Source organism: Nonomuraea sp. NBC_00507 (genome assembly GCF_036013525.1).
In the GTDB taxonomy this organism is placed as follows: Bacteria; Actinomycetota; Actinomycetes; order Streptosporangiales; family Streptosporangiaceae; genus Nonomuraea.
Genome location: NZ_CP107853.1, coordinates 4,884,550 through 4,905,049 on the forward strand (window position 1 = coordinate 4,884,550; position 20,500 = coordinate 4,905,049).

The 20,500-nt window shown below is 68.4% G+C and carries 20 protein-coding genes and 1 pseudogene; 16 read left to right on the top strand and 5 right to left on the bottom strand.

Features of this window, described 5'->3' with window-relative positions; genetic code table 11:
- Positions 1–169: 169 nt before the first annotated feature.
- The 11 genes from OHA25_RS24055 (at position 170) to OHA25_RS24105 (ending at position 12,637) form a co-directional block, all read left to right on the top strand.
- Positions 170–862 carry a DUF998 domain-containing protein gene (locus OHA25_RS24055; RefSeq protein ID WP_327589752.1) on the top strand — a complete coding sequence of 231 codons (693 nt, stop codon included), beginning with the start codon at positions 170–172 and terminating at the stop codon, positions 860–862.
- Positions 859–1,848 (top strand): DMT family transporter, encoded by a 990-nt coding sequence (locus tag OHA25_RS24060; protein ID WP_327589753.1) that lies wholly within the window; start codon positions 859–861, stop codon positions 1,846–1,848. The genes OHA25_RS24055 and OHA25_RS24060 overlap by 4 nt, the downstream gene beginning before the upstream one ends.
- Complete coding sequence (locus tag OHA25_RS24065; protein WP_327591035.1) at positions 1,749–2,936, top strand: glycosyltransferase; 1,188 nt, start codon at positions 1,749–1,751, stop codon at positions 2,934–2,936. The genes OHA25_RS24060 and OHA25_RS24065 overlap by 100 nt, the downstream gene beginning before the upstream one ends.
- A complete protein-coding gene (locus OHA25_RS24070) occupies positions 2,908–3,612 on the top strand; it encodes a response regulator transcription factor (protein ID WP_327589754.1) in 705 nt (234 codons plus the stop codon). Before OHA25_RS24065 ends, OHA25_RS24070 begins: the two co-directional genes overlap by 29 nt.
- Positions 3,609–4,775, top strand: coding sequence for a sensor histidine kinase (locus OHA25_RS24075; RefSeq protein WP_327589755.1), 1,167 nt, complete (start codon positions 3,609–3,611; stop codon positions 4,773–4,775). The genes OHA25_RS24070 and OHA25_RS24075 overlap by 4 nt, the downstream gene beginning before the upstream one ends.
- Before the next feature lie 142 nt (positions 4,776–4,917).
- Positions 4,918–6,189, top strand: a complete 1,272-nt coding sequence (locus tag OHA25_RS24080) for a glycosyltransferase 87 family protein (RefSeq protein WP_327589756.1) — start codon at positions 4,918–4,920, stop codon at positions 6,187–6,189.
- Positions 6,190–6,267: 78 nt separating this feature from the next.
- Positions 6,268–7,590 carry a bifunctional glycosyltransferase family 2/GtrA family protein gene (locus OHA25_RS24085; RefSeq protein ID WP_327589757.1) on the top strand — a complete coding sequence of 441 codons (1,323 nt, stop codon included), beginning with the start codon at positions 6,268–6,270 and terminating at the stop codon, positions 7,588–7,590.
- Entirely contained in the window at positions 7,587–9,554 is a 1,968-nt protein-coding gene (locus OHA25_RS24090) for an ArnT family glycosyltransferase (RefSeq protein WP_327589758.1), read from the top strand. Before OHA25_RS24085 ends, OHA25_RS24090 begins: the two co-directional genes overlap by 4 nt.
- 51 nt (positions 9,555–9,605) lie before the next feature.
- The gene (locus tag OHA25_RS24095; RefSeq protein WP_327589759.1) at positions 9,606–10,322 is read left to right on the top strand and encodes a response regulator transcription factor; all 717 of its coding nucleotides are present in this window, start codon (positions 9,606–9,608) and stop codon (positions 10,320–10,322) included.
- Between the two features lie 59 nt (positions 10,323–10,381).
- On the top strand, positions 10,382–11,782 hold the full coding sequence (locus OHA25_RS24100) for a sensor histidine kinase (RefSeq protein WP_327589760.1): 1,401 nt from the start codon (positions 10,382–10,384) through the stop codon (positions 11,780–11,782).
- A gap of 159 nt (positions 11,783–11,941) precedes the next feature.
- Positions 11,942–12,637 (top strand): DedA family protein, encoded by a 696-nt coding sequence (locus OHA25_RS24105; protein WP_327589761.1) that lies wholly within the window; start codon positions 11,942–11,944, stop codon positions 12,635–12,637.
- Between the two features lie 44 nt (positions 12,638–12,681).
- On the opposite strand, the gene OHA25_RS24110 is transcribed toward OHA25_RS24105, so the two are convergent.
- Positions 12,682–13,704: a LacI family DNA-binding transcriptional regulator gene (locus tag OHA25_RS24110; protein WP_327589762.1), complete on the bottom strand. Its 1,023-nt coding sequence runs from the start codon at positions 13,702–13,704 to the stop codon at positions 12,682–12,684.
- Positions 13,705–13,831: 127 nt separating this feature from the next.
- On the bottom strand, positions 13,832–14,854 hold the full coding sequence (locus tag OHA25_RS24115) for a non-reducing end alpha-L-arabinofuranosidase family hydrolase (protein ID WP_327589763.1): 1,023 nt from the start codon (positions 14,852–14,854) through the stop codon (positions 13,832–13,834).
- On the opposite strand from OHA25_RS24115, the gene OHA25_RS24120 reads away from it, so the two are divergent.
- The 3 genes and pseudogenes from OHA25_RS24120 to OHA25_RS61490 form a co-directional block, all read left to right on the top strand.
- Positions 14,738–15,247 (top strand): carbohydrate-binding protein, encoded by a 510-nt coding sequence (locus OHA25_RS24120; RefSeq protein WP_327589764.1) that lies wholly within the window; start codon positions 14,738–14,740, stop codon positions 15,245–15,247. The genes OHA25_RS24115 and OHA25_RS24120 overlap by 117 nt on opposite strands.
- A gap of 13 nt (positions 15,248–15,260) precedes the next feature.
- A complete protein-coding gene (locus OHA25_RS24125; RefSeq protein WP_327589765.1) occupies positions 15,261–15,500 on the top strand; it encodes an RICIN domain-containing protein in 240 nt (79 codons plus the stop codon).
- 367 nt (positions 15,501–15,867) lie between these two features.
- Positions 15,868–16,077, top strand: a pseudogene (locus tag OHA25_RS61490) (site-specific integrase); the annotation flags it as partial.
- A gap of 32 nt (positions 16,078–16,109) precedes the next feature.
- Here the strand turns inward: OHA25_RS61490 and OHA25_RS24130 are convergent.
- Both OHA25_RS24130 and OHA25_RS24135 read right to left on the bottom strand, forming a co-directional pair.
- Complete coding sequence (locus OHA25_RS24130) at positions 16,110–16,322, bottom strand: hypothetical protein (RefSeq protein ID WP_327589766.1); 213 nt, start codon at positions 16,320–16,322, stop codon at positions 16,110–16,112.
- Positions 16,313–16,633 carry a hypothetical protein gene (locus OHA25_RS24135; protein ID WP_327589767.1) on the bottom strand — a complete coding sequence of 107 codons (321 nt, stop codon included), beginning with the start codon at positions 16,631–16,633 and terminating at the stop codon, positions 16,313–16,315. Before OHA25_RS24135 ends, OHA25_RS24130 begins: the two co-directional genes overlap by 10 nt.
- A gap of 114 nt (positions 16,634–16,747) precedes the next feature.
- Here OHA25_RS24135 and OHA25_RS24140 point away from each other — a divergent pair, with 114 nt between their 5' ends.
- Positions 16,748–17,989, top strand: coding sequence for a helix-turn-helix transcriptional regulator (locus tag OHA25_RS24140; protein WP_327589768.1), 1,242 nt, complete (start codon positions 16,748–16,750; stop codon positions 17,987–17,989).
- Positions 17,990–17,996: 7 nt separating this feature from the next.
- Positions 17,997–18,473: a hypothetical protein gene (locus OHA25_RS24145; RefSeq protein WP_327589769.1), complete on the top strand. Its 477-nt coding sequence runs from the start codon at positions 17,997–17,999 to the stop codon at positions 18,471–18,473.
- Positions 18,474–18,730: 257 nt separating this feature from the next.
- Here the strand turns inward: OHA25_RS24145 and OHA25_RS24150 are convergent, their stop codons facing one another.
- The gene (locus OHA25_RS24150; protein ID WP_327589770.1) at positions 18,731–20,350 is read right to left on the bottom strand and encodes a glycoside hydrolase family 27 protein; all 1,620 of its coding nucleotides are present in this window, start codon (positions 20,348–20,350) and stop codon (positions 18,731–18,733) included.
- Positions 20,351–20,500 lie beyond the last annotated feature (150 nt).

Sequence of the window (20,500 nt, forward strand, 5' to 3'; positions counted from 1 at the left end):
ACGCCCGAACCCCGGAGCCGGCCCGCCCTTCTGCGGACCGGCTCCGCGGCCTGGCCGACGTGCCGTGCCGCGTGGGCGGCCAAGGTTCCGCCGAACACGGCGCCTGCTTCACAGAAGCTTCACGGTCGAAGTCGTACGCGCCACATGATGCCCCGGTTCGCTGTGGGGTGTGGACAGCTTTCCCCTCACCCGAAAACTCGTGGTCGCGGCTCATGCCGGGCTGGCCGGGGCGCTGGTCGGCGCCGCCGCCCTGCACCTCGGCTGGGCGAAGCAGGTGGACACCGTCCGGAACGTGTTCAGCGACTACGCGCTGAGCGACGGCGCGGACCAGGTCTTCGCCGGGACCGTGGCCTGTCTCTCGATGGGATCGACGGCGCTGGTCGCCGGACTCGTACGGTCCAGGCTGCCGGTCGGCGCGCCGGCGATCGTACTGCTGGGCGCGTGGTGCGGCGGGTTGGCCCTCGCCGTGGTCTTCCCGACCGACACGCCGGGCGTCCCCACTATAGAAGGGCTGGTGCACCGGTACGCGGCGGGCGGAGCCGTGGCGGCGCTCCCGGCCGCCACACTGCTGATCGCCCGGCGGCTGGGACGACGGCCCGGGTGGGAGACGACGGCGCGGGCATTGCGTCGTACCTCGTGGGCGAGTGTGGCCGGCTGCGTCGCTTTCATGTGCGCGCATCTGTGCGCCATGACCCCGGACCCGACCCCGCTGGTCCAGGAGATCGGCAGTTGGCTGGGGCTGGCCGAGCGGATCACCCTCGCGCTGGAGATGGGCCTGTTGTTCATCCTGGCCGGCGCGGTGGCGGCGAACGGGGAGGACAGACTGGCCGGCGCCGTGGCTGCGAGCCGGGAGGGCAGATGACCTGGCTTGCCATCGGCCTGGCGGTCCTGAATGCCTGCTGCTTCACGGCCGGGACCTGGCTGCAGCACAGCGCGTCGGCGGGTGGCGCGTCCCTAGTGGCCGCGCTGCGGCGGCCCCGATGGCTGGCGGGGCTGGCGCTGCTGACGGCGGGGGCGGTGTTGCAGGTCATCGCCCTGCGACTGGCCCCGGTGACCGTGGTCGAGCCGGCCGGGGTGCTGGGGATCGTGATCAGCGTGGTGTGGGCGCTGCGGCTGCGCCGCGCCCCGCTGCGGTGGGACACCGGCTCGGCGCTGGCGGCGATCCTCGTCGGTACGGGCGGTTTCGCGGTGCTCGCCGCGTTGAACACCGTCCCCCGCCCGGTCCCCGTGGCGGCGCAGATCCAGGCCGGTGCGCTGGTGTTCGCCGTGATGGCCGTCTGCCTGCTGGTCGCCCATCCGCTCAGGGGCCGGGCCCGGTGCCTGGTCCTGGGTATAGGCGGGGGTGCCGCCTACGGCTGCACCTCGACGCTGGTCCGGGCGGCGACGGAGGAGTTCGTCTCGCACGGCGTCAGCGCGCCGCTGTTCGGCACGCTCGCCGGTCTGGCGGCGACGATCCTGGCCGGTTTCTGGTTCGTGCAGCGCGCGTACGCCGACGGTCCGCCCGAGAGCACGGTGGCGACCCTCACCGTCGTTGACCCGCTGGTCGCCGTCACCATCGGCATCGGCCTGCTCGGCGAGGCCCCCGGCCTGACCGTGCCGATCGCCGCCCTGGGGCTGGCCTTCGCCGCCGTCGCGATCGGCGGGGTCGTCGGCCTCTCCCACGACATCCCCACCCGGCTGCCCCCTTCCTCTCCGTTTCCGCACGACAGGAGCACCCCATGTCCGGCAGTCCCATCCGGCGTATCGTCATCGGCGCGGACACCTATCCGCCCGACGTCAACGGCGCCGCGAACTTCGCCCACCGCCTGGCCACCGGACTCGCCGGCCGAGGCCACGAGGTCCACGTGATCTGCCCCGCCACGGGCGCCGGTCCCGAGCGCGTCACGCCCGACGGTCCGACCGTGCACCGGCTCCCCTCACACCGCACCCCGTTCCATCCCGCCTTCCGTGTCTGCCTGCCCTGGCAGATCCGCGGCTCGGCCGCCCGGCTGCTGGAGCGGATAGCGCCGGACGTCGTCCACGTGCAGTCGCACTTCGCCGTGGGCAGGACTCTGATCAGAGCCGCGCGGCGCGCGGCCATCGCGGTGGTGGCGACCAACCACTTCATGCCGGAGAACCTCGTCGGCTACACCTCCTTTCCCGGCTGGCTCGCCACCCCCACGTGCCGGCTGGCCTGGCGCGATTTCGTACGCGTCTTCCACCGCGCCCAGGTCGTCACCGCCCCCACCCCCAGCGCCGTGCGGCTGATGCGCAGGCACGGCCTCGTCGGTGACGCCGTCTTCCCGGTGTCGTGTGGCCTGGACCTGCACCGCTTCGCACAGCACACAGCGAAGAACCAGGGCGAGGGACTGCGCGTGCTGTTCGTGGGCCGGCTGGACGCGGAGAAGAACGTGGACGAACTCCTGCGCGCCCTGTCCCTGCTGCCCACGTGGCCCCCGGTCACGGCCGAGATCGTGGGCGACGGCTCCCACCGCCGTGGCCTGGAGCACCTGGCCCGCGCACTTGGCGTCGCCGACCGCGTCACCTTCCACGGCCTGGTCAGTGACCAGGAGGTCCTGGACGCCTACGCCCGCTGCGACGTGTTCTGCATGCCGGGAACGGCCGAACTGCAGAGCCTGGCTACCATGGAGGCCATGGCCGCCGGAAAGCCCGTCGTCGCCGCCGACGCCACGGCGCTGCCCCATCTGGTGCACCAAGGACGCAACGGACTGCTCTTCCCACCTGGCGACGTCCCGGCCCTGGCCGAAGCCCTCGGCTCGATCCTGGGCGACCCCGAAGGCCGGACGCGCATGGGCGAAGCCAGCCGTGAGATCGTCGCCCGCCACGACATCGGGCTCACCCTGGACACCTTCGAAATGCTCTATCGGGAAGCGGCCAAGCTCACGATGGCCCGTGGCAGGGAGAACCATGAGCACACAGCGCATTCTGGTCGTTGACGACGAACCCAAGATCCGGATGACGCTGCGCGGCTATCTGGAGGCGGACGGCTTCGAGGTCCTGGAGGCGGCGGACGGCCCGTCCGGCCTCGCCTCGGCCGTCCGCGAGCGGCCTGACCTGATCGTGCTGGATGTGATGCTGCCCGGCCTGGACGGGTTCGAGGTGCTGCGCCGCATCCGGGCGACCCACCAGGTTCCGGTGATCCTGCTCACCGCCCGGGCGGAGGAGGTGGACCGGGTCATCGGCTTCACCGCGGGCAGCGACGACTACGTCACCAAGCCGTTCAGCGCCCGTGAACTCGCCTTGCGGGTGCGGGCCATCCTGCGCCGCGCGGAAGGCCCGGCCCAGGCCGCGGAGGAACGGACGCTGCGCTTCGACGGCCTGGTCATCGACCCCGGCACGCGTACGGTCACCTGCGACGACGACCGTACGGTGGAGCTGTCCGCGCTCGATTTCGACCTGCTGGTGGCCCTGGCCCTCGCGCCGGGCCGGGTGTTCACCCGCCGCGGGCTGATCGAGCACGTATGGGGCAGCGACTTCTTCGGCGACGAACGCGTGGTGGACGTCCATATCCGCACGCTGCGGCGCGCGCTCGGCGACGACGCGAGTGCGCCCCGGTTCGTGGGCACGGTGCGCGCCATCGGCTACCGCTTCCTCGCGCGTCCGGCCGTATGACCCGCCCGCCCCGTCACCGGAGGACCGCCTGGGCCGGCGCGCTGCGCAGCGCGGTACGACGGCTGCCGGCGCTGCCGCTGACCATCCGCCTGACGCTGTCCCACATGACGGTCCTGGTCGTGTCGCTCGTGGTGATGGACGCCACCTCCGGCGTGATCGGGCCCCCGGTGCCCGTCACCGGGCGTACCGACTTTGAAGCACTGGTGGCCGCGCTGGCCAGCCAGGACGAAGGAAACATCGAATTTGAGATGGTCCTGCCCGCACTGACCGCCGGCATGATCTCGGCGCTCGCCCTGTCCCTCGTGTTCTCCCGGTTCCTGCTCCGGCCTCTGCGCCAGGTCAGTGCGGCGACCCACCGCCTCGCCGACGGGCACTACGACGACGTCCTCAACGTTCCCCGCGAGCCGGGACTCGCCGCACTGGTCGAGGACGTCAACCGGCTGGCCGCCGCACTCGCCGACATCGAGCGGCGCCGCGCCCGCCTGGTCTCGGAGATCGCCCACGAGATGCGCACCCCGATCACCATCCTCAACGGCCAGATCGAGGGAATGGCCGACGGCATCTTCACCCCCGACGACGCCATGTTCGCCTCCCTTACCGACGATCTCGCCCGGCTGCGGCGTCTCACGGACGACCTGTCCAACCTCTCCCGGGTCGAGGAGGGCGCGTTCACCCTGCGGCACTCCCTCACCGACGTGACGGCCCTGACGCGGACCACCGTCGAAAAGTTGCGTCCCCAGTTCGACGACGGCCAGGTCACGCTCGCCATGACCCCCGGCCCGCCGGTCAGGGCCCTGCTCGATTCAGGCCGCATCGCCCAGGTGCTGGTCAACCTCCTGGGCAACGCCCTGCGTGCCTGCGACCCCGGCGGCCGGGTGTCGGTCACCGTGCGCACCGGCGACGGCCCGGCCCCGCACGTGGAGATCACCGTCCAGGACGACGGGGTCGGCATCGCCGCCCACGACCTCACCCGGATCTTCACCCGGTTCGAACGCGTCGAGCACCCCGGGCGCCCGGCCCCCGCGGGCGGCAGTGGCATCGGCCTGACCATCGCGCGCGGCATCACCCGCGCCCACGGCGGCAACATCACGGCTACCTCCGAGGGCTTGGGCCAAGGGGCGACCTTCACCGTCCGCCTGCCGCTGGCACCGGTCGGCGCCTGAAGGGCGTTGCAAAGAACTGGTTCTCAGGGTTTACTCGCACAACTTCCAGGTAATTCGCACAAACGCACTCTACGGTCGCGGCGTGTCAGTAGAAACGGAATCCGTCGACAGCGACGAGAATCGGAAACGAACATTCCACCGAATGGGACTGGTGGCCGCTGGGGTCATGATCGCGGTCATAGCCAGGGTCGCCATGTTCGACCACGAGTCCTTCGACTACAAATTCTTTGTCAAAAGCTGGTATGACTTCATCTCCACACATGGTGGATTCGGCGCCCTCAAGCACCGTTTTGCGGACTACAACGTCCCCTATTTGTACCTGATCGCATTATTGACCTATCTACCGATACCCCCGCTCGCCGGAATCAAGATCATCTCGGTGGCGCTCGACCTGGTACTGGCGTACTTCACCTACCGCATCGTCGCGCTGCGCCACATCGGCCGCTGGTTACCGCCACTGGCCACCCTCATCGTGCTGTTCCTCCCCACCGTGGCGACCAACAGCGGGATGTGGGGGCAGGCCGACTCCATCTACGCCGCGTTCGGCCTGGGCGGCGTGTACTTCCTCCTTCGCCGGCGGCCGTGGCCGGCCGGCCTCTTCTTCGGCCTGTCGCTGGCCTTCAAGTTGCAGGCGATCTTCCTGTTCCCGCTGCTCCTGGTGCTGGTACTGAAGAAGTGGATGCCGTGGCGGGCACTGCTGGCCGTCCCCGGGGTCGTCCTGCTGCTGGACGTGCCGGCGCTGCTGGCCGGAGCGCCCCTGGGGCAGTTGTTGTCGGTGTACGCCCAGCAGGCCAGCTCGTATTCGGCGCTGTCGCTGAACGCGCCGTCGATCTACCAGTTCCTCCCGGCGGGCGCCGACGCGGCGCTGATCCGGCCCATCGGTGTCGCGGTGACCGGGCTGGTGATTGTCGGGCTGTGCCTCGGCGTACTGCTCAGCCGGGTGCAGCTGACGACGGCGAAAGTCGTGCTGATGGGAGCGACTTCGGCCGTCCTGATGCCGTTCCTCCTGCCGTCGATGCACGAGCGCTACTTCTACCTGGCCGAGGTACTCGCCGTGATCGCCGCGTTCTCCCTGCCGCGCCGTCTCTGGTACGTGCCTGTCCTCGTCCAGGTGGCCTCGTTCCTGGCCTATCTCCCCGTGCTGTTCCCGGCAGCGGGTTCGATGACTCCTGGAGACTCGCCACGGGAGATGTTCACCGGTCAGCCGCCTCCCGGCGGAGAGGCAGCGCCTTCCGGCGGAGACCCGGCGTCCGGGGTCCTCGCGGACGAGATGGCGAAGATGTACGCGCCCACCCTGGAGTTCCGGATCCTCGCCGCGCTCATGGCGGTCGCGGTCGTATCCGTACTGTGGGCGACATTCCGCGAATTCCGCCGGGACTCCCGCGCCGGCAACATGGAAAACACCGGCTCATGATGCGCTGAGTACGCATTCCCGATCCTCGGTGAGGACTTAGGGTGAAGGAAAGCCATGGCACAAATCTGTCATCCCAGAATGTATGAATATCGCTGGGTCCCAGGCTCCTTTGAGGTTCTGTCCAGCCTCCTCGCGGTTGCACCTGGCAAACCTTTAGTCATGATTAGCATTCCGGCCCCGGCGACTCCGCCGGACCTGACCGGTGCGACAAAGGCCGCCACGGTCGACGTCGTGATACCGGTGTACAACGAGGAACGCGCGCTGCGCGGCTGCGTGGAAGTCCTGCAGTCCTACTTAGGTGAACAGTTCCCGTTCGAGTGGACCATCACCATCGTCGACAACGCCAGCACCGACGCCACCCTGGCGATCGCCGACGAACTGGCCGCAACGACGGAACAGGTCCGCGTGCTGCATCTCGACGAGAAGGGCCGGGGCCGTGCCCTGCGCAGGGCGTGGCAATGGAGCGACGCCGACGTGGTGGCCTACATGGACGTCGACCTGTCGACCGGGTTGGACGCGTTGCTGCCCCTGGTGGCTCCGTTGGTCAACGGCCACTCGGACGTCTCGATCGGCTCGCGGCTGGCCCCGGGCGCGAGGACCGTACGCGGCCCGAAGCGTGAGTTGATCTCCCGATGCTACAACGCGATCATCCGGCTCAGCCACGGCGCGAAGTTCTCCGATGCCCAGTGCGGATTCAAGGCCGCGCGCACGGACGTGATCCGCCCGCTGCTCGACCGCATCAAGGACGACAACTGGTTCTTCGACACCGAACTGCTGTTGCTGGCCGAGCACAACGGACTGCGGGTACACGAGGTGCCGGTCGACTGGGTGGAGGACATCGACACCCGGGTCAAGATCGGGTCGACCGCGATCGAGGACATTCGCGGGCTGATCCGGGTGGCGAGGGCGAAAGCCGGCGGCACAGCGAGAGTCGCCGACCTGCCAAGGCGCCCGGAACCCAAGCCGTCCCACCCGGACGCGGTGGTGTCCAGACGGGACACCGGTCTGGTCTGGCAACTGTTGTCGTTCGCTGCGATCGGCGTATTGTCCACGGCGGTCACGCTGCTGCTCTACGCGCTCTTCCGGTCGGCGATGGACCCGTTGACGGCCAACCTGCTGGCGCTCGTGATCACCACGATGGTCAACACCGAGGCCAACCGGCGGTTCACGTTCCTCGGCTCCCGTGGCTCGTCCGGCCGGGTGCACCTGCAAGGTCTCATCGTTTTCTGTCTCTACTACGCGTTCACGTCGAGCGCGCTGCTGGTCCTGCACTGGGCAGTGGCCGGACCTTCGCGTCTCCTCGAGCTGGTCGTGTTGCTCGGCGCGTCCGTGCTGGGCACGGCCGGCCGGTTCGTCCTGCTGCGTGGCTGGGTTTTCAACCAGGGAAAGGGAAACACATGACCGCCGCCGACACTGGCCAAGCGGAGCAGACAGTGCCCGTCGAAGCGGCAGGGCATCCTCCCAGGCGCCGGCCGCGGTACGCGCTCATCGCGATCCTCGTGCTGGGGGTGGCGCTGTACGGCTGGGGGCTGTGGAGCGGCAGCTGGGGCAACACGTACTACACCGCCGCGGTCAAGTCGATGTCGTTGAACTTCACGAACTTCCTGTTCGCTTCGCACGACCCGGCCGGTGTGGTCACGGTGGACAAACCGCCGCTGGCGTTGTGGCCGCAGGTGGTGTCGGTGTGGATCTTCGGCTTCCACAACTGGTCCGTGCTGCTGCCGCAGGTGATCGAAGGCGTCGCGGCGATCTTCCTGCTGCACCGGACGGTCCGGATGTGGGCGGGGGAGAACGCCGCGCTGATCGCCGCCTTGATCTTCGCGCTCACCCCGATCACCGTGGCGACCACCCAGACGAACAACACCGACACCATGCTCCTCCTCACGCTCGTCGCGGCGGCCTACGCCTTCACCCGGGCGATGAAAGCGGTGGAACCAGGCAGAAGGACGAAGTGGCTGCTGTTCACGGCCTTCCTGGTCGGTTGCGGCTTCCTGGCGAAGATGGCGGCCGCGTACATCGTCCTTCCTGCTCTTTTCGCCGCTTACCTGGTCGGCAACAAGGCTCCTTGGCGCCGTCAGGCGCTCGACCTGGCCAGTGCGGCCGTGGTGCTGGTGGCGAGTTCACTGTGGTGGGTGGCGGCGGTCGACCTGTGGCCCGGCCAGAAGCCGTACATCGGCGGCAGCACCAACGGCACGGCCCTGGACCTGGTGCTGGGCCACAACGGGCTCGGCCGCGTGTTCGGCGCTGAAGGAACGGCGAACGGCGGGGCGGCGACCGGTACACCCCCGCCGGGCGGAGGTGGCCCCGGAGGACCCGGCGGGCCCGGTGGCCCCGGGGGCCCGTCGTTCGGCGGCCCGTCCGGTATCGATCGGATGTTCGCCGACGCCGTCGGCGGGCAGATCAGCTGGCTGCTTCCGTTGGGGCTGATCGCGCTGGTGGTGGCGGCGGTGCTCGGCTTCCGGCGGTGGCGCCGGTCCGCCCCGGCGGACACCGCCGGCCGCGCCGGCTGGGTGCTGTGGGGCGGCTGGCTCCTGGTGTACGCCCTCGTGTTCAGCTTCCAGAAAGGCGTCTTCCACCCGTACTACACCACCGTCATGGCACCCGCGATCGGAGCACTCGTCGGTGCGGGCACAGTGTGGGCGTTCCGGAAGTACCGGGAGCCCGAGGGACGGACCTGGCTCGTGCTGCCCGCCGGCGTCGCGGTGACCGCGGCGTGGGCGTGGGTGGTCATCTCCCGGGACACCTCCTGGCACGGCTGGCTGCGGTACGCGGTGGTGATCGTCGCGCTGGCCGCGATCCTGGCCTTGGCGCTGCACAAGATCCCGAGGGTGGCACCCGTGCTCGGGCTCGTCGCGGTGTTGCTGGCACCTGCCGTGTGGTCGGGGGCCAGTGCGTTCGCCTCCACGTGGTCGGGGGCCAGTGCGTTCGCCTCCACCGCCCCCGCGAGCTTGCCGGCCGCGGGGCCGACGGACAACGAGATGCCGATTGGCTTGGACAGTGGGGAACTCACCGCGGACCAACGCAAGATCCTGGACTACGCCAAGTCACATTCGTCCGGAGCCGAGATCACGATGGCGGTCGAGGGCGGCGCCCAGGCCGCGAACACGTACATCGTCGCCACCGACGAGACCGTCATCGGAATGGGCGGGTTCGACGGCCGCGACCCCGCGCCCTCGACGGACCAGCTGACCACGTGGGTGCGGGCGGGCAGGCTGCGGTTCGTGCTCATCGGCGGGCTGGCCGGCGGCGGGATGGGGGACGACAACAGGGTCATCGAGCGGTCCAAGTGGATCGAGCAGCACTGCAAGCCCGTGCTCACCCCGATCGGCGAGGGCGAGACGCTTCACGAGTGCACGGTCGGATGACTCACAGCGCATTCTCAGGAAGTTCCCAGGTTCGTCGTCGACGCTGGTCAGGTGGATCAGCAGCGTGGTGAGGCGACTGTCCTCGTCGTGGACGACGAACCGAACATCCTGGAGCTGCTGTCGGCAGCGCTCCGGCTCAGCGGGTTCACCGTGCACGCGGCGGACTGCGGAGCCGAAGCGCTGGCCACGGTCCGGCGCGTCCGGCCGGACATCGTGATCCTGGACGTGATGCTGCCCGACACCGACGGCTTCAGCCTCGCCCGCAGCCTCCGTACGGTGCAGGACCAGCTGCCGGTGCTCTTCCTGACCGCACGCGACGCCGTGGCGGACCGGATCGCGGGCCTGACGGCCGGTGGCGACGACTATGTGACCAAGCCCTTCAGCCTGGAGGAAGTCGTGCTGCGGCTGAGGGCGATCCTCCGGCGCACCAACGGCGGCGCTGACCTCCTGCCGGACAGCGGCACCTTCCGGTACGCCGATCTCGTGCTCGACGAGGACGCCCACGAGGTCCACCGGGTCGGCCGGCTGGTGCCGCTGTCGCCCACGGAGTTCAACCTGTTGCGGTACCTGATGGTCAACGCCGAGCGGGTGGTCAGCAAAGCGCAGATCCTCGACCGGGTGTGGAGCTACGACTTCGGCGGGGACGGCCGGATCGTCGAGTCGTACATCAGCTATCTGCGCCGCAAGATCGACTCGGTGGAGCCGCCGCTGATCCACACCATCCGGGGCGTCGGCTACTCACTGCGGTTGCCAAGGGCAGAGCGTTGAGCGAGAACCGGTGGCGCGGACCGTGGACACTACGAGCGCGCCTGATCATGGTATTGCTGGTGCTGGCCACCGCCGGCCTGGGCACCATCGGGGTCGCAAGCGTCGCGCTGCTCCGCACGTCGATGATCGCCCGGATGGACGACCAGCTCAGGGACCTCGCGCAGCGGGTGGACGGCCGCCCGGGAGGGCCATCGCCGTCGCCGGACGACCTTCAGCGCCAGTCTGACGGTCTGCCCACGGACTTCGCGATCCTGGTGCTCCACGACAACGGGACGCCGGAGCCGTCCACCCCGGTCACCGCGGACGGGCCGGTACTGCCGGTGATCAACTCGACCACCATCGGCCAGTACGCCACGCGCCCGTTCACGGTCGACGACAGACGGGGCGGTGCCGGGTGGCGCGTCCTGGTGTCGCGGCGGACGATGCCCAAAGGGCCGCGGATCATCGTGGCCGCGCAGTCGACGGAGACCACCGAGGTGACCGTGACGCGGCTGATCTGGATCGAGGCCGGAGTCGGGATCACCTTGCTGCTCGCCCTCGGCGTGGGTGGGTTCCTGCTGGTACGGCTGGGACTGCGGCCGCTGACCAAGATCGAGAAGACCGCGGAGGACATCGCCGGCGGCCACCTCGATCTGCGGGTCGCGTCGGATCCACGTACCGAGGTCGGCCGGCTCGGCGGCGCCCTGAACACCATGGTCGGCAGGCTTTCCGCCGCGCTACGCCAACGGGAGCAGTCCGAGTCGCGGCTGCGCAGGTTCGTCATGGACGCCTCGCACGAACTGCGCACCCCACTGACGTCGATCCGCGGCTTCGCCGAGCTGAACCGCCGCGGCGGCGCCCCGGACCGGGCCGACGTGGACCGGCTGATGGGCCGGATAGAGAACGAGGCGATCCGCCTCGGTCGGCTGGTCGACGACCTGCTGCTGCTGGCCCGGCTGGACCAGGAACGCGCGCTGGACCTGGCCGAACTGGACATCCGCACGCTCGTCGAGGACGCCGTGCACGATGCCAAAGCCCGCGACCCGGAGCGGCCACTGATCCTGGAAAGCGCCGGCAAACCGGTCCGCGTCACGGTGGACGAACATCGGATGCGCCAGGTGATCACGAACCTCGTCAGCAACGCCATGGCCCACACCCCGCCCGGCACGCCCGTACACGTCCGCGTAGGCATGCCCGCCAAACAGCCAGGACCTCCTGTGGCCGCGGCGGGGAGCCTGGAATCGCACGGCCGCGTCGTACTGGAAGTGATCGACGACGGGCCCGGCGTGCCGCTGGAGGCCGCGCCGAACATCTTCGACCGGTTCTACCGGGTCGACGAGGCCCGCTCCCGTACCCGTGGCGGCACCGGGCTCGGCCTGGCCATCACCGCCGCGATCTTGGAGGCCCACGGCGGCCGCGTCGAACTCAGGACGGCACCCGGCGAAGGCGCTCACTTCACCGTGCTCCTTCCCTGGTCCTAGGCCGGGCGACCGTTCCATCCGCCGAGGACCCCCAGTGGATCGAGCAGAACTGCAAGTCCGTGCTCACATCGGGCGGCGAGACGCTTTATGGGTGCACTGACGGATGAATCACAGCCCTTTCCCAGGTCGTTCCCACGTTCGTCGTTGAGTCTCACCCTCATGACTGATTGGCTCGTTGGACTGATGGAGAGTCTCGGGGCCCCTGGGGCGGGCCTCGCGATCGCGCTGGAGAACCTGTTCCCGCCCCTGCCCAGCGAGGTGATCCTGCCGTTGGCGGGCTTCACCGCCAGCCGGGGCGAGATGGGCCTGCTGGACGTGCTGGTGTGCACGACCCTCGGCTCGGTGATCGGCGCGCTGGCGCTGTACTGGGTCGGGGCGCTGCTGGGCCGCGAGCGGGTGCTGGCCATCGCCGCCAAGCTGCCGCTGGTGAAGGTGTCCGACATCGAGAAGAGTGAGGCCTGGTTTCGGCGCCACGGCCGCAAGACGGTGTTCGTCGGCCGGATGATCCCCCTCTTCCGCAGCCTCATCTCGATCCCGGCGGGCGTGGAGCGGATGCCGCTGCCGACGTTCACGCTGCTGACGATGGTCGGGAGCTTGATCTGGAACACCGTCTTCGTGCTGGCCGGGTATTTCCTGGGTGAGAACTGGTCACGGGTCGAGACCTACGTCGGCCTCGGCACGAACGTGGTGACCGCCATGGTGGTGGCGGCGGTGCTGGTCTTCGTCGGGGTACGGCTGGCCGAGCGGTACAAAGGCCGCCATGCGGCTCGTCGCGCAGTTCTTGACGGCACCCCAACTCGAGGAAAGCCTGGTGAAGGAGATCACGGCGACCGGCGTCCCCGCGCTCGTGGGTGAGCTGGGCGCCGGACGGTGCTGCCCCTTGGAGGCCGCGCTTCGGCTCAGGCGGTTGGGAGTAGGGGAGGCCCGGTGCTCTCGCGTACGACGAGTTCGGTGGCCAGCTCGACGCGGTTCTGGGGCAGTTGCTCGCCACGGGCCAGCGTCAGCAGCATCGAGGTTGCCGCGGCGGCCATCTTGGCGAGGGGCTGGCGGATGGTGGTCAGCGGTGGAATGGCCCACCGCACCGACGGCATGTCGTCGAAGCCGATGACGCTGAGATCGTCCGGGATGCGCAGGCCGAGCTGACGGGCCGCGTGGTAGACGCCGATGGCCTGGCCGTCGTTCGTGGCGAAGATCGCGGTTGGCCGGTCGGGCAGGCGCAGCATGCGGTGCGCTTCGGCCAGACCGCCCTCGATGAGGAAGTCCCCCCGGCCGATCAGCTCACGGTCGACGGGCACGCCGGCCATGTCGAGGGCGGTTCGGTAGCCGTCGAGACGGGCCCGGCTGGGCAGCGCGGAGTCGGGTCCGGTGATGATGGCGATGCGGCGATGCCCGAGCTCCAGGAGGTGGCGGGTGGCCGTGAGCCCGCCGTTCCAGTTGCCGGCGCCGACCGAGGGGATGTTCCGTGCGGGAGCGTCGGCCGGATCCAGCAGGACCAGCGGGATCTCGCGGCGGGCGAGCTGTGCATGTTGGGTCTCGGTCAGGCCCGAGAACACTGCGATCACGCCGCTCGGGCGGCGCCGCAGCACACTCTCCAGCCAGGCGTCTGCGGCGGTGTGGTCACCGTGGAGGTCCGATATCGCCACCGTGAGGTCGTGCTTACGGGCGGTCTCCGCGACGCCTTTGGTGATCTCGACGGGATAGTCGCCCTCCAGCGCGTGGAAGACGAGCTCCACCAGGGCCGTCGGCGTGGAACGGCGGCGCTGTCGCCGGTAGCCGTGCCGGCGGATGAGCTCCTCCACGGCGGCGCGGGTTTCTGACGACACTTCGGAACGGCCGTTCACGACCTTGGAGACCGTCGCGGTGGAGACTCCGGCCAGCTCGGCGAGCTGAGCGATGGTGAGAGGGGACGACTCCGAGGTCATGGCGGCAGTCTAGTCACGGAGTGTGGGGGAGGCGGGCTGCCGCCGGTGCCGCATGACTCGGGCGGGCTCGGCCTTGCACCGAGCCCGCCACGCCGGCTCCACTTCGAGCCGGACCCGTGTCACGCCATTAGCGCTGCAGCGTCAGCAGGCCCGGCCGGTAGGGCAGGAGACCGTAGTCGCCGCCGGAGTTGGGGCTGCGTCCCTGGTAGAGCAGTTGAAGGTTGCAGGGATCGACGGTCATGGTCTGGTCGGCGCTGGTGCGGATCAGTTCGCCGTGGCTGATGTCGTTGGTCCAGGTGGCGCCGCTGTTGGCCTTGCCGGCGAAGGGGTTGCTCTCGGTGGCGGCCTGGGGTGTCCAGGAACCGTTCAGGCTGGTGGCGGTGAACGAGCGGAAGTAGCGGCCCTGGGAGCCGATCGCTTCGACGATCATGAGGTATTTGTTCTGGTCCTTGAGCTTGTAGACCTGGACGGCTTCGAACAGGTTGTTCGTCGTGTCGCTCATGATCACCGTTGCGGTGGTGCCGAAGCTGCCCGGGAAGTTCCCGATGGGCATGCTGGCCCGGTAGATCTTGCCGTTGTCCCCGGCGAAGAACAGGTACATGTTCGTGCTGTCACCGATGAGCGTCTGGTCGATGGGGCCTGTTCCGGAGCCTGAGATGCTCGCGGTGGAGAGCACCTGCTGCGCTGACCAGCCATTCGGGTTGGTGGGGTCGGTGGAGGTCCTGTAGGAGAAGGCGGTCCCGCCCCACTGGTAGGCGAGCACCCAGATGTTCTTGGGGGCGAAGTAGAGGAGCGTGGGCGCGACAGTCGAGGTGTTCATCGTGTTCTGGCTGGCCGAGGCCATCTCGGACCAGTTGGTGAAGAGGCTGAAGTTCATCGAGCCCCACCTCGTGCCGAAGTCGTGCGTCGTGGCGTAGACGAGGTGCCTGCCGTTGTAGGGGGCGACGGTGAAGTCCTTGAGCGAGACCCAGCCCGACTTCGGCTGCGCCAGCGGGCCCGTCGAGGTCCAGCGGTAGGTCGACGGAAGATCACATTGACCCGGGTTGCCGCCGCCGTCTACTACGTCCTGTCCGCTGACTACACCGACAAGGGCGGCCTGAAGGGCAGCACCGGCATCACGCTGCAGCCGAAACACAAGCAGGCCGAGCACTTCACCGGCTCGTCCGGAATCCGGATCGTCGACGAGCCCGGAGCCGAGGGTGGCAGGCGCATCGGCGACATCTCCAACAATGACTGGATCTCCTTCCGGCCGCTCAACCTGTCCGGGATTGACACGGTGTCCTTCCGAGTCTCGGCGCCGTCCAGCACCGGGGCGTCCATCGAGCTGCGCGCCGACTCACCGACGGGGGCGCTCATCGCCTCCAGCCCCGTGCCGGCAACCGGGGGATGGAACACCTACGTGTCCCTGCCCGCGGTGGGGATCACCGACCCAGGCGGCACCCGTAATGTCCATGTCGTGTTCAAGGCGCCGTCGGCGAACTCGTTCGACGTGGACTCCTTCACCTTCAACGGCAGGGGCGCCGGGCAGGGTGGCCCTCCCTAGCGCGCTGCGGGGTGTGGGATCGAACCGGTGCCTGGACGTCAACGGCGCCTCGCAGGCCAACGGCGCGCAGGTGCAGATCTGGGACTGCAACGGCCAGAACAACCAGAAATGGCGCCTCAACGCCGACGGCACCATCACCGCCATCGGGGCGAACAAGTGCCTGCACGTCAGTGGCGCCGGCACCGCCAACGGCACCAAGGTGCAGATCCGGGCCTGCTACGGCCAGAACAACCAGAAGTGGACCCGCGTCTGATCCCCATGTGACGCCCGAACCCCGGAGCCGACCCGCCCTTCTGCGGACCGGCTCCGCGGCCTGGCCGGCGTGCCGCGGGTACCGCTGGCGTTGATTGCCGCGAAGGAGCAGCAGCCCGCGTTGGCCAGGCGGGGTGTTTGGTCCAGGAACCGGCGCGGACCCACGTTGCCGCCGTTGTGGGCTGCGAGCTTGTAGTCGGGGCCGCCGCCTGCTCAGCGGCCACCAAGCCCGCCACCCCATCGACGGCAAGCTCATGACGCTCGTCGACGAAGGCCTGCCAGTAGGAGTGGAACGGCAAACCGGTTTGACGGGTCTTCGTCGCATACGTTGACCCACATCCCTGCTGCCGCAAGGCGAGGAGGCCGAGATGCGGGTCATCAAGGAGCGAGACGGCGGGATCGTCCGCCGGGTGCGACTGGTCGACGATGAGGGAGAGCTGGTGGGGCCGGTCTGCCGGTTCCTGGATCACCTCCGGAACAGGGAGTTCTCGCCGAACACCCTGAGCGCGTACGGATACGACCTGAAGTACCTGTTCACCTTCCTCGATCGGGAGGGCTTGAACTGGCAGGATTTCCGGGCGCCGCACATGCTGGCCGGGTTGCCATCGACTTACTTGCCTACCGCAGGTGGCCGTGACTTCTGCTGCCTGATCTCGGCGTGTAGATTGCCGGCCAGTTCCTCCAAGGTCTCTCCGCAACGCACGTTGGAGAAACCGCTGTTCTTGGGCACGAAGTTGACTCGCATGGCGACCCAGCCTCCGGATATGTCGGTGATCTGCCAGCCGGGGAACCTGCTGAGCACTTGCTGCACGGTCAGAGACACGGCTGGACTCCGGCGATCAGCGATGAGAGCGGGTGTGACATGCGCAGTTCCGTGTAGCGAAGGGCGACTCGGTGGGCGGCGCGGGCCAGCTCTGTGAAGGGGTGCCCTGCGTAGATCGCTCGGTGTCTGCGTGGGTTCCAGCCCGTACGCCACCAGTACATGCCGTCCTCGCACCACACGATCAGGCCGACCCAGACCGACACCATGGGCGTGCCATAGGCGTGATGGACGTCGGTAGTGATCCCTTTCTCCGCAAGAGCGGCGGCCAGTCGTTGGGCGGCGGCCAGGGGTTGAGGCGGTAGTGCGTTCATGTACTGAGCGTCACCGTCACGAAACCGCGGGTGAACGCCATAGTACTGCTGGTGGTACGCCTATTCCCGTCGCGAATATCGGTACGGTCGAGTTGGGCGGCTTAACCTAGCGTTGTGACCCAGATACCGCCCCAGTTCTGGTCCGGGCCAGTCGTGGCCGCTGCCCTCGCCGAGTGTGATCTCCCAACCATCCTCGAAGAGGTGCGGCGGGTACACGGTTGGACGCAGGGCCAGCTTGCTGAGGCGGTCGGCTACTCCCAGAGCTGGGTGTCCAAGGTGCTGCGTGGCCGTCAGCCGCTCACTGTGGACCAGGTTCGGGAGATATCCATCCAGATCGGGGTGCCGCTTCACTTGCTCCGATTCGGAGCCCGAGGGGATGAGGATCCGACGAAGCGCAGAGATTTCGGCAAGGCGGTGGCGTTGACCGCGCTGGCGGGCGTGGCCTTGCCCAAGAGCCCGGATGTGGACGAGACGACGGCCGCCACGCTGACCAGCATCACCGGCGCCCAGCGTCGTTTGGAGGCCGTCACACCTGCGCGTGAACTCGCCCGTCCAGCCGTGACCCAGGTCGATCTCGCGAACCGCGTTCTCGGCCGCGCGTCGCGATCGCCGCATGCTGACGAGGTCCGGGCCGGTCTGAGCGAGGCGGCGGGCTTCGCGGCCTGGGTGCATGCCGACATGCAGGACACCGGTTCGGCGCGCTTCTACTACCGTCGCGCTATCGACAGCGCGCGGCAGGCCAACAACGCGCTGCTGGCTGCGTACATGATCGGTAGTCTGGCCGCGTTCGAGATCGACGCCGCCGACCCGCTGATCGGACTGAATCTCTTGGCGAGGGCGCGGCGGGAGATCGGTGAGCGGCCACCGGCCACCGGCCGTGCGTGGCTGTCGAGCCTCGAAGCGCTCGGTCACGCGACCGCACATGACGAGACGGCAGCGCTTCAGGCGTTGAGGGCGGCCGAGGCAGCGGTACGGGCTGGCGAGCGGGCCGTCACGCCACCCTGGCCATGGGTGTTCCCGTTCGATCATGCGAAGTTGGCGGGCTATCGCGCCCTGGTGATGGTACGCCTCAAGAGGCCGGCCGAAGCCGTTGCCGCCTTCAACGAGTCGCTCTTGTCGGCCCAACCCGGTCCGAAGCAGCGGGGCGTGCTCATGACTGAGGTAGCGGCTGCTGAGGCCATGTCGGGGCACTACGACGAGGCGTTGTATCTGGCGTCCAATGCGCTCACTGTGGGGACGACGTACGGCTCCGAGCGTGTCCTGCACAGGGTCAAGAACTTCCGCCGGGCGTATGGCGGGCCGTCGTCCGACGCCCTGCGCTCGTTCGACGAACGTCTTCACGCCACTCTGCTCTAGAGGGATCATGGTCCGCATCGCTGTCTCCGGCCACCGGAGCCTTCCGGAAGAGACTGCTGTACTGATCGATCGGGCGATATGTGAGGCGCTCGCGGATTACCTCCCCGACATCTGTGGGTTGTCCTGTCTGGCGGACGGAGCCGATCAGATTTTCGCCCGTGGAGTGCTCGCTGTCGGTGGAGCGCTGGAGGCAGTCATCCCGGCCAAGGAGTACCGAGACGGGCTGCCGCGAGAGTGCCATGCCGCTTACGACGAGTTGCTGGGCCGGGCGATCCGGACTCACAGGCTGGACTTTGTGGAGTCCACCTCGGAGTCCCATATGACGGCCAGCGCGCGCATGCTGGACGACGCCGATGTGTTGTTCGCCGTATGGGACGGGCAGCCCGCCCGAGGCTATGGAGGCACTGCTGATGTGGTGGCCGAGGCCCGGCGGCGGAAGGTCCCTGTGCGGGTGATCTGGCCCGAAGGAGCCCGGCGAGATTAAGAGCCTCTAGGCGAGCCTCTAGACCTAGAGGTCGGTCTCTCTAGGTCTAGAGGCAGCGGCTCTACCCGTCGTCGCGAATTCGTTCTCGTGCGATCTTGCGGGCGGTGGCGATACGTTGGCGAGCTACCTCGGCCCAGAAGGCTTCTCCGTGGCGATGGCCACTCCCGGCATAGCGCCATTCGCCCACAGTCGCGGTCGTCTCAGGATCTGTCTGCGCGAGAAGTCAGACATCTCGATTCTCCTTCTCGAGAAGATGATCAGATGCGGGTCCACCGTTGGTTGGCGGCGCCGTTGCACGTCCAGATCTGGAGGTAGACGCCGTTGGCCGTGGAGTTGCTGGGTACGTCCAGGCACTTGTTCGCGCCGAGGGCGGTGATGCTTCCGTCGGTGTTGAAGCGCCACTTCTGGTTGTTCTGGCCATTGCAGTCCCAAATGATCACGCTGGTGCCGTCGGCGGTGCCGTTGTTGTTCACGTCGAGGCACTTGCTTCCGTAGACCCGCAGTTCACCGGCTGCCGTGGAGGTCCACTGCTGGTTGCTCTGACCGTGGCAGTCCCAGATCTCCACCCGGGTTCCGTTGGTCTGGGAGGCTTCGGTGACGTCGAGGCATCTTCCGGACCCCACGCCCTGGATCTGGGACGCGGGGTTGGGCGTTCCGCCGCTGACCCGGAACACGACGGTGCCATGGGACGGCACGCTCGCCGAGATGGCCCCAGTCGTCGAGGTGACGGCGTTCGTCCAGGCCTCACGCAGGCTGAAGGAGCTGCCGGACAAGCCGATCGCCGAGGTGGTGGTGCTCATCGTCGTCGTGCTGCCGCCCTGGTTGAACAGCGCGACCGCGACGTCGCCGTTGCTCAGCCGTTTGGCCAGGATGCGGCGGGTGCCGTCGTTGCTGATCTGGGTCGCCTGGAGGCCTAGCGGGTCCTGATTGATGGCGATCAGATTCTGGTTCTTCATGATCGTGGCGGTCGCGGCGTCCATGTTCCTCATGTCGTTGCCCGCGATCAGAGGCGCGGCCATGATGGCCCACAGAGCGAAGTGGCTGCGCATCTCGGTGTCGGTCATGCCGCCCCGGCCGACCACCATCATGTCGGGATCGTTGAACTGCCCCGGCTTGGCGTAGCCCGACAGGGGCGCGTTGACGTTGACGATGTTCTGGATGCCCATCGGGTAGCCGTTGGTCTGACCGGAGTTCCAGACGTTGGTGATGTCCTCGGTCGTGCGCCAGATGTTGGCGACGTCACCCCAGTTCCGCTGCGGGCCGGTCTTCTCATGGATGCTGTTGGGGTTGATGCTGTAGAGGATCGGACGTCCGGTGGCCGCCAGGGCGTCGCGCATCTTCGCGAAGGTGCGCACCTGGTCGTCGATGGTGCCCGTGGGAGAACACCAGTCGTACTTGAGATAGTCGACGCCCCAGGCGGCGAACTGCCGGGCGTCCTGGACCTCATGGTTGAGGCTTCCGGTCGCGCCCGGATAGGAGCCGAAGTACTGGGCGCAGGTCCGGTCCAGAGGCGCCTGGTAGAGGCCGAACTTCAGGCCCCTGGCGTGCAGGTAGTCGCCGAGGGCTTTCATCCCGCTCGGGAACCGCGACGGGTTGGCCTGGAGGTTCCCGGCCGGGTCGCGGTTGGGATCGAACCAGCAGTCGTCGACCACGACGTAGTGGTATCCGAGATCACGCATGCCGGAGCTGACCAGCGCGTCAGCCGTCTGCCGGATCAGCGTCTCGTTGATGTTGCAACCGAACGTGTTCCAGGTATTCCACCCCATCGGCGGGGTGCGGCCCACGCCGTTGTCCAGCGCTTGAGCCTGGGTGGCGGGCGTGAGCGCCACGGCCAGGGCCACCATGGTCAGCAGCGCGCGGGTTCGTTTCCTGCTCATGGAGATCGCTCCTCAGTGAATCGAAGGCCGGACCCATGGGGTGGGCTGGCCACCCCATGAACCCGGTGCTCAGGGCTCAGGCGACCGTCGGGGTGGCCGCGCTGCGGTTGGCGATGAAGCCGAAGAGCGTCCTGCCTGCGGTGCCCGGGG

Coding starts and splice junctions, on each gene's coding strand:
- OHA25_RS24060 (WP_327589753.1), top strand. CDS start 859: ATGACCTGGCTTGCCATCGGCCTGGCGGTCCTGAATGCCTGCTGCTTC.
- OHA25_RS24070 (WP_327589754.1), top strand. CDS start 2,908: ATGAGCACACAGCGCATTCTGGTCGTTGACGACGAACCCAAGATCCGG.
- OHA25_RS24075 (WP_327589755.1), top strand. CDS start 3,609: ATGACCCGCCCGCCCCGTCACCGGAGGACCGCCTGGGCCGGCGCGCTG.
- OHA25_RS24080 (WP_327589756.1), top strand. CDS start 4,918: ATGGGACTGGTGGCCGCTGGGGTCATGATCGCGGTCATAGCCAGGGTC.
- OHA25_RS24085 (WP_327589757.1), top strand. CDS start 6,268: ATGTATGAATATCGCTGGGTCCCAGGCTCCTTTGAGGTTCTGTCCAGC.
- OHA25_RS24090 (WP_327589758.1), top strand. CDS start 7,587: ATGACCGCCGCCGACACTGGCCAAGCGGAGCAGACAGTGCCCGTCGAA.
- OHA25_RS24105 (WP_327589761.1), top strand. CDS start 11,942: ATGACTGATTGGCTCGTTGGACTGATGGAGAGTCTCGGGGCCCCTGGG.
- OHA25_RS24110 (WP_327589762.1), bottom strand. CDS start 13,704: ATGACCTCGGAGTCGTCCCCTCTCACCATCGCTCAGCTCGCCGAGCTG.
- OHA25_RS24135 (WP_327589767.1), bottom strand. CDS start 16,633: ATGAACGCACTACCGCCTCAACCCCTGGCCGCCGCCCAACGACTGGCC.
- OHA25_RS24145 (WP_327589769.1), top strand. CDS start 17,997: ATGGTCCGCATCGCTGTCTCCGGCCACCGGAGCCTTCCGGAAGAGACT.
- OHA25_RS24150 (WP_327589770.1), bottom strand. CDS start 20,350: ATGAGCAGGAAACGAACCCGCGCGCTGCTGACCATGGTGGCCCTGGCC.